The sequence below is a fragment of the Lacticaseibacillus zeae subsp. silagei genome, from assembly GCF_030770335.1.
Lineage (GTDB): Bacteria > Bacillota > Bacilli > Lactobacillales > Lactobacillaceae > Lacticaseibacillus > Lacticaseibacillus zeae.
In genome coordinates, this window is record NZ_CP132484.1 from 427,094 (window position 1) to 439,220 (window position 12,127).

Genomic DNA, 12,127 nt, shown 5'->3' on the forward strand with positions numbered 1-12,127 from the left:
AAATGCCAGCAGTAGTAACGCGGCTGGCAGGATTTTTATCACTAGGAATTAGGACGACTGAGAGCCGTCATCGGTGGGGCTAAAAAGTGTGGGCAGCTTCGACCAGCTGCAATGACATTTGCCGGCACATGGCAGCATACAAGGCGACCATGTGATCAACATCGGCTGCTTGGGCGAGCGACTGGGCACAGTGGCCATAGCGGCACGGCAAAATAGTCACGACTGTCGGAATGCCGGCGCCGACTTTATGCGCCTCACCGCCATCGGTACCGCCGCCATTAAACATGTCCAATTGCAGTGGCAGGGAAGCCGCAGCTGCGGTCTCTTTGACGAATTGTTGCAGTTGGCGATTTGGCGCTAACGTGCGATCAAAGTGCGTGAGGATCGGCCCCTTACCGACTTGACGCTGGTTCACTTCGCTGCGCTCGCGGGGATGTTGAAAAGTCGCGACATCCACAATGAAAGCCAGGTCTGGTTGAATCAATTGGGTGGCAGTTTTGGCACCGCGAATGCCGACTTCTTCACTGCTGGTTGCGGCAAAATGTAACGTGAATGGCAGCGCTTCATCGGCAAGCTCTGTCAAAAGCCGGGCACCGACATAACAACCGAGCCGATCATCTAATGCTTTACCGCCAAAAACGCCTTCCGCGGCATATTCGCTGAATTCGGTCGCAAAGGTGACCATGTCGCCGATGTTAATGCCCAGTGCGGAGACTTCATCAGCCGTATTGGCGCCGACATCGCACAATACTTGATCAAAGGCGGGCAGCGATTCATCGCGAATGACCATGCCCGGCAGTTTTTCTCCGGCAGCCGTCGTGACCCGAACGCTTTGCCAGTGACTGGCGGCAGGTTTAACCCCGCCGACAACCATCAAGCGTAAGAGGCCTTCAGGTGTGATCGTCCGGACCATATAGCCGACTTCATCCATGTGGCCATAAATCATGACGGAGAACTGCGGTTTGGCAGCTCTTTTGGTAAAAATCAGACTCCCAAGACCATCTGTCTGGGTGGCAAAGCCATACGGTGCTAAATAATGGCGTAAAACGTTGCGCACTTCGCCTTCGTTGGATGCGATTGCGTCGGCATTGCTTAACGCAGCCATTAATTGTAAATCCATGTTGTTTCCGCTCCTTCCAGCGCTGTGCGCAAGATCTGGTGAAATGACGAAAATTCGGTTTGCTGAGCCAGTTTATTGATGACGTCCGGCTTTTGCATTAAGGCTGCCAGTTGCATGGTTAACGTACGATGCAAGGGGAGTTGATCCTGTTTCAAGGCGATTAGCCAGACAAGCTGCACCGACCGGGTCGTGTTCGTGGCGCCATTTGGCAAAAGGATGACGGCGACGGCATTTTTCTTGGCATTGAATGACAAAGGATGCGGAATCGCGATGCCATTATCATAGATGGTCGGTAGAAAGTCTTCCCGCTGAAGCACCGACGCCGCATAGTCCGCCTGCCCGCAATACTCGGCCATTGTCGCGGTGACGGTGGTCAGCAGGCTGCGATAATCAGTTGGTGTCAGCTGCTGGAAAAATAGCGATGGGACCAATAAGTCAGCCAGTGACGCTGTCGCATTGTGGCGGGAGGCGACCGATAATTCGTGACGCAAATGCGCAAAGTCCAGATCCGAAGCAACTTCGTCAATCCGGATCACCGGGCAGTCAAATGATTCGTTTAAGGCGGTCACTGTAAACAACAAGTCTGGCGATAACTCATGAATCGCGGCTAACTCGTTAAGTCCGAATGTCTGAATCATGGCTTCAGGAAAAATTCGCCGTAAGCGTAAGCACAAAAGCGTCGCAATCCCGCCGCCGGTACCGCACACGACCGCAATTCGGTAGCCGCCGCGGCTCCATTTTTCATGCGCCTGCTCCAGCGGTACCAACAGGTGGGTTGTGAGGTAGCCGATTTCGGTTTTGGGGACGTCGATTTGATATTCCTGACTTAGCCACTGCGCAAATTGGACCGCCCAGTTAAACGCGATCGGGTAATCTCGCGCTAATGGTTCCAGATTCAGGCCCGCCAGACTTTGGTGCTCCTGTAGCCGGCCAATCAATGCCAGGACATGGAAGTACATGAGTGACAAGAATTCCGGATGCGTGGCGAAGTTTGTCGCGTGGCGCTCATCCAATGCCGTGAAGTAAGCCTGAAGTTTAGCTTTTAGCCGATCATGATCCAGTCGGGTAGTCAGTTGTTTGCGTTTTGCCGCAAAACTGACAGTTAAAAATTGCCAGGCTTCTGTCCCCAAACGGATGTCGGTCACCACATCCGAAAATGGCGCATCGTCAGGCGCAGGTTGTGGTTGCTGACCGGTGACGGCCAACGACCAGCCGATTTCACTGGCAAACTGGGCCGTTACCGGTGGATCCAGTCCTAGTGGTTGCACTTGTTGCGTGAGTGTTGAGTGTTGTGGTGGTAGCCCATATTGCTGCAAGGCCAGAATCCGACTTTGCCAGTGGCAGCACACCCGCACGCCATAATGTGCTTTGCGTTCTAAGGTCAGCGGCGTGCCGACAAGAAGTTTATCCAGCTCCCGTAAATCACGTTGCAACTGCTTGGGACTGATTTGCTGGGTTTCCGCCAGCGTGGCGACCGTGAGATATTGCGTCGTTGTCAACAAGAGACGCAACAACTCCGGAATTCTTTTGGCGGGCATCTGTGGTTGCGCTTGCTGCTTCATGGCAGCTAAATAATCCGTCAGCAGTTGCGAATCTGTCACCTGGAGTTGATAACCGCGACCACGTTGAAAGCAAATCTGAAAACCGGTCGCATCACGATTCAATAACCGTAAATCATTTTGCAATGTTCGCCGCGACACCCCAATCGTCTCGGCTAACGCGGCTGCGGACATCGCACCGTTTGCTTGTAGTGCCTGAATAATCATGTGTTCACGCAAGTAAGTTCCCCCAATCCGTAAGCGCTTTCAACGATAATGCTATTATGCCGGAAATGAGCGACTGCCAAAAGCCCCACTTTTGCAAATTGGCATGGCAAAAATGGCGGGGTTGTGGCAGTCGCTTAATGATTATTTTCAAAAAAGACGACCAAGTACCCCGTTGCAATCAATTGTGCGAATTGCAAGAGGAGGCTTAGTCGTCTTTTTTAGACTTGAACGATTTAATTTTATGATAGACCAGCGTCGTTAGCTGAAAAATCATCGCGAGGCCAGACACTGTACGGCTCTTTAGGCCACCGTCCCATCAGCATTTAACTGCGCCATATGAATCAACGTTTCGGCAATTTTACCCATGGCCTCTGTGGAGACAACCTCATAAGGGCCGTGGAAATTGATGCCACCGTTGAACAGATTAGGTGTCGGGATACCTTGATAAGTAATTTTTGAACCGTCTGTCCCACCGCGGAACGGTACTGTTTTAGGTGTGAGTCCGGCCGCCTTGATCCCAGCTTCAGCTAAGCGGAGCGGGTAGGGATCCTTGTTGATGATGTCGGCCATGTTGTAATACTGGTCGTACATCGTCACTTTGAGGCGCGGTTGCTCAAACTGGGCATTAAGTTCGTCCACGACCTTGTTGAAGTATGCTTTGCGAGCCTCGAACTGTTGGTGGTCGAAGTCACGAATAATGTAAGTCAGTTGGGCTTCGCTGATTTCGCCATGGAACTTCAAGAGCAAGAAGTAGCCTTCGTGACCGGCACTGAATTCCGGACGGTCAAAAGCGGGCAAGGCGGCGTCGAGCTGGCGGCCAAGTGTGTTGGCGTTCACCATCAGTCCCTTGGCTTCCCCGGGATGAACTGAGGTGCCTTCAATTGTCACCGTGGCCTGCGCAGCGTTGAAGGTTTCATATTCGATTTGTCCGGGATCGCCATTATCCAGAGTGTAGGCAAAATCAGTCGCAAATTCCTTGGCGTCAAATTTATCGGCACCGACACCGATCTCCTCGTCCGGGCCAAAACCAAACTTAATGAGACCATGTTTGATTTCCGGATGGGCCAGCAAATACCGCGCCGTCGCCACCGCACCGGCGATCCCGGCTTTGTCGTCAACCCCCAGTAAAGTGGTACCGTCGCCAGTAATAAGTGTTTGGCCAAAATACTGCTTCAAAGCCGGAAACTGCTCAACGGTCAACCGCAACCCGTTGGCAAATTCAATCGGGCTGCCATCATAGTGCGGATGAACTTGCGGTTGCACGTTTTCGGCATTGTAATCTGCCGTGTCCAGATGAGCGATGATGCCGAAGCTTTTGACCGGCTTGTCGGTGTTAGCCGGCAATGTCGCCGTTACGAAGCCGTTTTTGTCATTCAAACTGACATCTTGTAGTCCTAAGTCTTGCAGCTGCTGGACCAGTAACTTGGCCAATTCCGTTTGGCCCGGCGTTGAAGGGGTCGTGTCGCGTCCCGGATAAGAGCGCGTGTTGATTTTTGCATAACGGATAAAGTCTGCCTGTATTTGCGCTAAATCAAGGTCAATCGTCAATGAGAATCCCTGCCTTTTCGATGAGAAAAATATTAACATTACATTGCAATCAGTTTGAATCTGGCTTAGTATTTTGTCAATAGCGCAATTTGGGAATTATTGGAGGGATACATATGTTTAGGTCAAAAAAATGGCCTTTGGTGTTGCCATCTGCCGCACTCGTCCTTTTGGCCGCCGGTTGCTCATCAAGCAGCAGTGGTCAAAGCGGGCAATCAAGTACCAATCAAACGCTCAATTGGTCAGAAACATCTGCAATTGTGACGAATGATCCGTCGCAGTCAACGGATACCGTTTCTTTTCAAGTCTTAAACAACACGCAGGAAGGAATTTACCGGTTAACCGACAAAGGGCAAAAGCCGCAGTTGGCGCTGGCTAAAAAGGTCACGACCAGTAAAGACGGCATGACTTACCATGTCACCCTTCGCAATGCCAAGTGGAGTAATGGCGATCCAATTACGGCGCAGGACTTCGTGTATAGTTGGCAGCGCACCGTGGATCCTAAGACCAAGGCCACCGATGCGTTCTACTTTGCGCCCGTGAAAAATGCCACGGCCATCACCAAAGGCACCAAGCCGGCGTCTGATCTAGGCATCAAAGCGACTGATAGCCATCATCTGACCATCACGCTGGAGAATCCGACCGCTTACTTTAAGAAGTTGCTGGCGTTCCCGCTGTATTATCCGCAGAATCAAAAAGTGGTTGAAAAATATGGCAAAAAGTATGGCACTTCCGCAACGACGCAGGTTTATAGTGGCCCATTCAAGTTGACGAAGTGGAATGGTACCGGTGATAGCTGGACACTTGCCAAAAACCCGCAGTACTGGGATAAGAAGCACGTTAAACTGGCTAAGGTTAACGAAACGGTCATCAAGGATGTCCAAACCGGGATGAACCTTTATCAAACTAAGAAGTTGGATTCAATCGTGTTGACCGGCGAGCAGGCCGCCGCCCATCTTAATGACAAAGATGCGGTTAAGCGATTGTCTTCCAATATGACGCGGGTCGATCTGAATCAAAAACAGGTTCCGGCATTCAAGAATCTCAAAGTGCGCCAAGCCTTTTCCATGATGATTAACCGCACCGCGCTGACCAAGAATGTTTTGAAAGATGGCTCTAAGCCGGCGCTCGGCTTCATTCCAGTCGGTCTGCATACCAATCAAAAAACTGGCGCGGACTTTGCCAAGACAACGCAGGTGAAAAGTGCGGTGGCGTATGACAAAACCAAGGCCAAGAAGTTGTTTGAAGAAGGCATGAAAGAATCGGGCCAGAGTCAGCTGAACTTAACGCTACTGGCCGATGATACGGATGTTTCCAAGCAAGTTGCCGAATACCTGCAAGGCGCGTTTGAAAACCTGCCGCATGTCAAAGTCACGATCAAGAGCATTCCAAAAGCGCAGCGGCTGCAAGCCATGAACGCCGGCAACTACGACATGGTTGTGACAGGGTGGCAGTCGATTTTCGCTGACGCCTACAACTTCCTGGACGTCTGGATCAGTGATTCCAGTTACAATTCATCCGGCTACAAAGATGCCAAGTTGGATCAGTTGCTAAGCGAAACCGAAACCAAGTACGGCAACAATCCGCAAAAGCGCTGGACCATGTTGCAAGACGCCGAAAAGATCTTGATGAAGGATCAAGGTACTTTGCCGCTATATCAAGCTGATAACCTGCAGTTGTTACGGTCAAACGTAAAGGGATTGTCGTTCAATCCTAACGGGACACCGTATGACTTCAAGACGGCTTATCTGAAGTGATCATTAAGTGAAAATAAACAGCCCATCATCCTGCACATAGAAACTGTACGGCATGATGGGCTGTTTGGTATGCTATGAAACCAGCAGCTACATTCTTCGAAAGAAGGTAATGACTTTGGTTTTAGAACCTTAGTACGTCACAATCCTAAAGAAAGGAGTAGTTTCTTAGTTGTGAAAGATGCACTTGACTGAATGTTTCAGTTTGGCAGTTTCATTCTTGCCCTGCTGGCATTAGTCATTGTGCTAATTGACCGGAATAACACAAAATAGCCGTCACGCCTAGCAAGCGAATTGACGGCTATTTTGTAGTCTAAAATGAGCTGCTGTTAAATAGCATTTTAAAGGAGCTGGTGTTGACACACCAAACTCTTTTATGTGGATATAATAGCATGCGACTAAAGAAGCATCAATAGTGATATGACATTCTAGAAACCGCTTAATAAATGCTTAATGATAACTAACGATATTCTAAAAAGTGGTTTCTATTCTAATTAATCCTATGCTACAATAAACCAAGAATGCTACGCGACGGCAGCTACGAACTTCGAAAGAGGGTGATAGCTATGGTTTTAGGACTGTAGTGCATCGCAAATCTTTGGAAAGGAGTGGCATTGTGTCTGTCAAAGACGCACTTGATTTGATGTTTCAGTTCGGCAGTTTCGTTCTTGCCTTGCTGGCATTAGTCATTGTGCTGATTGACCGAAATAACACAAAATAGCCGTCTCGCACAGCCAGCGAAATGACGGCTATTTTGTAGCTTCAATGAGCTGCTGTCAAACAGCATTCCAAGGAGCTTGGTGTAGGTGCACCGAGCTCTTTTCGTTTTCATTATATCATGTGGATTTCGAATCTGCTACGGTAACGTTTTGAAATGAACCTGAATTGTCAAATGAGGTGCAACAATGAAGACCAAGATAAAGAAGTAGTTTCATTCTTGCTTTATTAGCATTAGTCATTGTGCTAATTGACCGTAATAACACAAAATAGCCGTCTCGCCCAGGTAGTGAATTGACGGCTATTTTGTGGCCTTAAATGAGCTGCTGTTAAATAGCATTCCAAAGGGCTTGGTGTTCCCGCACCAAGCTCTTTGTACATCTTTATTATATCATGCAAATTTCGAATCCACTACGGCAACGTTTTAAAAGTAATATTGGGCCATCTAAAATCAGTTTGTCCGTTTGGCAATCTGCGGAACATCAAAACCTTTGGTAATTAGCTAGTAAGACCAGCGTATAGGCGACCAGTGTGTTTGAGCAAACTTTGGTCGTTGCACCGTTAAGACGATTCCTTTTGTGTTGGTCAGGCGCTTTGAGCAAGCAGGAAGGCGCCGATCGCACCGGCATTATCCGCCAGATCAATCGGGACGATGTAGCTGTCAAGCGGCGGAACAGTCACATAATCGTTCAGCAACCGGTTAAACTGGTCACGGATTTTAGGAAAAAGTTGTTGCTGGTGCATGACGCCGCCACCGAAGACAATCTTCTCTGGGGCAACGGTCAGGGTCAGGTCGACACATGCCTGGGCGAGGTAGTAAGCCTCTAAATCCCATGCCGGATGATCGGCCGGCAGATCCTTGGCGGGTTTGCCCCAGTGTTTCTGGAGCGCCGGTCCGCTGGTCATACCTTCCAGACAGTCGCCGTGAAACGGGCAATTACCAGCAAATGTGTCGTCTGGGTGGCGGCGCAGTATGATGTGTCCCGCCTCAGGGTGACTGTAGCCTTGCAGCAGCTGACCGTTTTGCACGATGCCAGCACCGACGCCAGTGCCAACAGTCCAATAGACGAGGTCATCCAAGCCTTTGCCAGCGCCGGCCTTGAGTTCGCCGTATGCTGCAGCGTTGACATCGGTGGTGAAAGCAAACTTGGTGTCAGGAAAATGTTTCTGTAAGGTACCGAGAATGTCGAAAAACTGCCATCCGGCTTTAGGGGTCTTGGTAATGTAACCGTATTGATTCGACTTACGGTTGACGTCAATTGGACCAAATGAGGCAAGACCGATTTTGTCGGCAGGGTGCGCCTTGAAATAATCGATCACTTGGGCGATGGTCTCGTCCGGCGTTGTTGTCGGAAAAGTTTCCTGGTCGATGATGTCGATACCGTTTTCTGAGATGGCACACACAAACTTTGTGCCACCAGCTTCGATTGCTCCGAGCATGAGAGTGACTCCTTTCAACGATGGTACAGAGATGGTTGTTTTTGGTGCTGAGTCTTTGAGGCGTGCTTCAACGGTGAGTGGCTAAACTTCAAAAAATGGGTGAAAAGCGAGTCGACTGGGCAGTTGACGTTACAGGTCAGTTGCCACGGCGTTGTCACTGCTGCGTGCGGTCAGCGCGATGAGGTGGTCGCCGGGCTTGACCGTCGGCGTAGTGACTGGTTCAACGCTGGCATAGGCATTCGTGTTGGTGATAACGATCATGACGGTGGTGTCATAGCCGGCATTGGCAATGGCTTGGTAATCGAAGGTTCCCAGCAGGTCACCCGTGTTCACATGGTCGCCTTGGCTGACCTTGCTGGTGAAATACTGGCCTTTGAGGTCGACGGTATCGATGCCAAGGTGGATGAGCACCTCAGCACCGTCATCAGCCTTAATGCCATAAGCGTGGTGAGTCGGATAGGCGACGGTTACCGTGCCGGTGACTGGTGAATGGACCTCATCGCTAGCGGGTTTGATGGCAATTCCTTTGCCCATGATCTCAGCTGAAAAGACCTTGTCGTTGACTTGCGTGATTGGTTCGGTGGTGCCGGCGACTGGGGCGGCAATGACGGTATCTGCTTGTGTTTCTTCACCGGTGGTCGGATCCACGGGTGCTTCTTCGGGTTCATTTTTCAAAACGCGTTTGGCAACGATGAACGTCATGACGAAGGAGGTTACCAAACTAATGACTGCGGCCAGTAAAAAGGCCACAATAGATTTCGGCGCGATCGAGATGAAGCCAAGAACGCCGGCGCTGCCCATCGCCCAGGCAAGGACGTGGAAGAGGCCGAGAATAGCGCTGGCAATACCGGAAGCGATCGCGGCACAGTAAAATGGAAAGCGCAGTTTCAAGTTGACCCCGAATATCGCCGGTTCGGTGATTCCGAGTAAGGCGGAGATGCTAGAGCTTGAAGCTAAGGCACGCTGTTTGCTGTCCTTAGAAGCGAAGAACACAGCAGCCGCAGCGCCACCTTGGGCGATGTTAGCCATTGATGCGACTGGGAAAATAAAGGAACCGCCAGTCGTTGCCTTGGCAGCAATGAGTGTGGTCTCGATCGCTGGGAAGGTCTGATGAAGCCCGGTGATGACAATTGCAGAGTAGAAGACCCCGAATATTGCCATGCCAAACCAACCAGTCGCATTATACAAGCCAACCAGACCATTCGTCAGAAAATCAGAAACGGCTCGCAGTACTGGACCGACGACCACAAAAGTCAGAAAACCGGTGACGATGATCGACAGCAGCGGTGTGAAGGTGAAGTCGACCGCGCCTTTGAGGTGTTTGTGCAGGAACTTCTCGATCGTCGCCAGCAAAAATGCGACCCCGAGGACGGGCAGAACCTGACCTTGATAGCCGGCTTGAGCCACATGTAACCCGAAGATGTTCCAATAGGTCATTTTTCCAGCGGCAGTGACGGCGGCCACTTGGTAACCGTTAACCAAGGTCGGCAGAACCATGATCATCCCAATTGTGGCGCCAAGGTACTGGTTGCCGCCAAAGCGCTTGGTTGCTGAGAAGCCCAGTAGGATTGGCAGGAAGGTGAATGGGGCGCTGGCCATAGTGTTAACCATGTCAGCCAGTCCCTTCAGATTCGGCACCGCCTGTACGACTGACCGGCTCATGAACAAACCCGGTGAGCTCAAAACGTTGTATAACGCCATCAGCAGTCCGCCGGCAACCAACGCTGGCACGATCGGAATGAAGATATCCGATAGCATTTTCAGGAAACTGGTGAAGGGATTCGGTTTGCCGGCGGTGGCTGCGATCTTCTTGATGTCGTCTGTGGTGGCTTCCTTTAGGCCGGTAATGCCAATCAAGGCGTCATAAACCTTATCGACATCGCCGGGACCGATGATGATCTGAAACTGGCCGCCGGTCTCGAACGTGCCTTTCACGTCGGGATCATCGTCCAGCGCCTTCTGGTTGATCGCCTTGCTGTCTTTAAGAACAAGGCGCAGCCGGGTCGCACAATGGGCAGCGGCCTGGATGTTATCTTTGCCAATATCTTGCAAGATCCGTTTGGCAACGTCAGCATGTTTCATAAAAGGTCCTCCTCGTATATTTAAATTACAACCAAGTTCTTGGATAGCTCCGTACTTGGATGTTGCGTGATATTCTCTAGTTGTTCATTGGATTTGGGTCCAACTGGTATAGGCTTTTCCCTCCTGTTGCTAGCTATTGCTAGACTTCACCCCGAGACTGCCGCCCAGATGAATCGAACAAGCACAAACCACAAGCTGCGGGGGCTGGAGATCAGTTCGGTGACTCGCGTTTCACCGAGCAGCTACTGATCCTCAGACAGACTGCTCATACTGCGAGGAAGTACTGTAGGTTCATAATTAGGGAATATCGCGCAGCGCCCAAGCCTATCCATAAATCAGAACAGAAAGGAGGTCCAATTCGATGAACTTGAATGTTGGTATTGATGTTTCAAAAGCAAAGCTTGATTACTGTGGCTTGGATTCTGCCAAGAAGGTTATTTTCCAGGACAAGACCACGAATACCCCTGACGGGGCCGGCCAAATTGAGAAATTAATCCTGGAATGGGCTAAACGCCAAGATGATTCACTAAAGATCGTGATTGGCATGGAAGCCACCTCGGTGTACAACATCCACCCCACACTTTACTTTGAACAAAGCTCAGCGCTCAGTGCGTTGGATGCCACTGTCGTCACGTTGAACCCCAAGATGACTCATCGTTACAGCCAATTGTTTGATGACGACAAGACTGATACCATTGATGCCTTCCACATCGCAGACTTTCTGCGCATTGGCCGGTATCAAGTGCCAGTGACCCGCGACGAGAAACACATTGCCTTACAGCGGCTCACCCGCGAACGGTATCACATCGTCAAACAAATTACAGATGGCAAAAACCACTTCCTCAACAATCTGTACTTCCGATTGAACACACTGGAAGCTGAGCTACCGACTTCTGTGTTCGGAAACACGATGATGACGGTGCTTAGCGGTGAAAAGTACACACTGGACGAAATCGCTCAGATGCCCTTACAGACGCTTACTCAAGATCTTAACCAATTGTCCCACGGTCGCTTTGGTGACCCAGAGGCGATCGCTAAGGCCTTACAAAAAGCCATCCGTAGCTCTTATCGCTTGAGCAAGACGGTTGCCGATTCTGTTGACCAGGTCATGGCGATTTACATCAACCAGATCCGGATGTTACAAAAGCAACTAAAAGCCCTAGACAAGAGCATCACCGACCTGTGTGCCGTCATTGATGGCTCACAGTCAACGCAAAGTATTCCAGGCGTTGGCCCAGTCTACTCGGCTGGACTACTGGCTGAAATTGGTCAGATTGAACGGTTTCCGAGTGAAGCTAGTTTGGCAAGCTATGCCGGACTGGTTTGGCGCAGAAGTCAATCCGGAAACGGTGAGCGGCAACTAACGCCGCGCACGCATAACGGCGATCAGTACTTACGCTATTACCTAATTGAAGCTGCCAACTCGGTAAGAGCGCATGATCCCACATTTGCCAGATTTTACGACAAGAAATACCGGGAGGTGCCAAAATATCAACACCGACGTGCTTGTGTCATGACTGCAAGAAAGCTGGTACGCGTGATCTATGCATTACTTAAAAACCACGAGTTGTATAAACCAGCCAAAGCGGTCTAGCGCGCCAAGCGTCAAGTTAGGGCTTTAGATTCACCTAGAGAAATTACTAAATCCCTGGGCTGGGGGAAGTATACCCTCTGAAAAATGAAACAAGTCTAGATAATTTGAA

At 50.3% G+C, this 12,127-nt stretch carries 9 protein-coding genes and 1 pseudogene; 5 read left to right on the plus strand and 5 right to left on the minus strand.

Annotation, left to right across the window (positions count from 1 at the left end; translation table 11 throughout):
- Positions 1–79: 79 nt before the first annotated feature.
- The 3 genes from LACZS1_RS02025 to pepT all read right to left on the minus strand — a co-directional run bounded on the left by LACZS1_RS02025 (position 80) and on the right by pepT (position 4,434).
- Entirely contained in the window at positions 80–1,120 is a 1,041-nt protein-coding gene (locus LACZS1_RS02025; protein ID WP_070650365.1) for a M20/M25/M40 family metallo-hydrolase, read from the minus strand.
- Complete coding sequence (locus LACZS1_RS02030) at positions 1,105–2,898, minus strand: BglG family transcription antiterminator (protein WP_070650364.1); 1,794 nt, start codon at positions 2,896–2,898, stop codon at positions 1,105–1,107. Before LACZS1_RS02030 ends, LACZS1_RS02025 begins: the two co-directional genes overlap by 16 nt.
- A gap of 288 nt (positions 2,899–3,186) precedes the next feature.
- Positions 3,187–4,434, minus strand: a complete 1,248-nt coding sequence (pepT, locus tag LACZS1_RS02035; RefSeq protein ID WP_070650363.1) for a peptidase T — start codon at positions 4,432–4,434, stop codon at positions 3,187–3,189.
- A 113-nt stretch (positions 4,435–4,547) separates the two neighbouring features.
- Here pepT and LACZS1_RS02040 point away from each other — a divergent pair, with 113 nt between their 5' ends.
- The 4 genes and pseudogenes from LACZS1_RS02040 to LACZS1_RS14175 form a co-directional block, all read left to right on the plus strand.
- A complete protein-coding gene (locus LACZS1_RS02040; RefSeq protein WP_070650362.1) occupies positions 4,548–6,188 on the plus strand; it encodes a peptide ABC transporter substrate-binding protein in 1,641 nt (546 codons plus the stop codon).
- 192 nt (positions 6,189–6,380) lie between these two features.
- The gene (locus LACZS1_RS14150) at positions 6,381–6,458 is read left to right on the plus strand and encodes a putative holin-like toxin (protein WP_368670784.1); all 78 of its coding nucleotides are present in this window, start codon (positions 6,381–6,383) and stop codon (positions 6,456–6,458) included.
- 343 nt (positions 6,459–6,801) lie between these two features.
- Complete coding sequence (locus tag LACZS1_RS02045; RefSeq protein WP_029345604.1) at positions 6,802–6,906, plus strand: putative holin-like toxin; 105 nt, start codon at positions 6,802–6,804, stop codon at positions 6,904–6,906.
- Between the two features lie 206 nt (positions 6,907–7,112).
- Positions 7,113–7,175: pseudogene (locus LACZS1_RS14175) on the plus strand (hypothetical protein); the annotation flags it as partial.
- 312 nt (positions 7,176–7,487) lie between these two features.
- On the opposite strand, the gene LACZS1_RS02050 reads toward LACZS1_RS14175, so the two are convergent.
- Positions 7,488–8,342, minus strand: a complete 855-nt coding sequence (locus LACZS1_RS02050) for an ROK family protein (protein ID WP_070650361.1) — start codon at positions 8,340–8,342, stop codon at positions 7,488–7,490.
- Positions 8,343–8,471: 129 nt separating this feature from the next.
- Positions 8,472–10,424 (minus strand): sucrose-specific PTS transporter subunit IIBC, encoded by a 1,953-nt coding sequence (locus LACZS1_RS02055; RefSeq protein ID WP_070650360.1) that lies wholly within the window; start codon positions 10,422–10,424, stop codon positions 8,472–8,474.
- Positions 10,425–10,785: 361 nt separating this feature from the next.
- On the opposite strand from LACZS1_RS02055, the gene LACZS1_RS02060 reads away from it, so the two are divergent.
- A complete protein-coding gene (locus LACZS1_RS02060) occupies positions 10,786–12,018 on the plus strand; it encodes an IS110 family RNA-guided transposase (RefSeq protein WP_070650064.1) in 1,233 nt (410 codons plus the stop codon).
- The last annotated feature ends 109 nt before the right edge of the window (positions 12,019–12,127 follow it).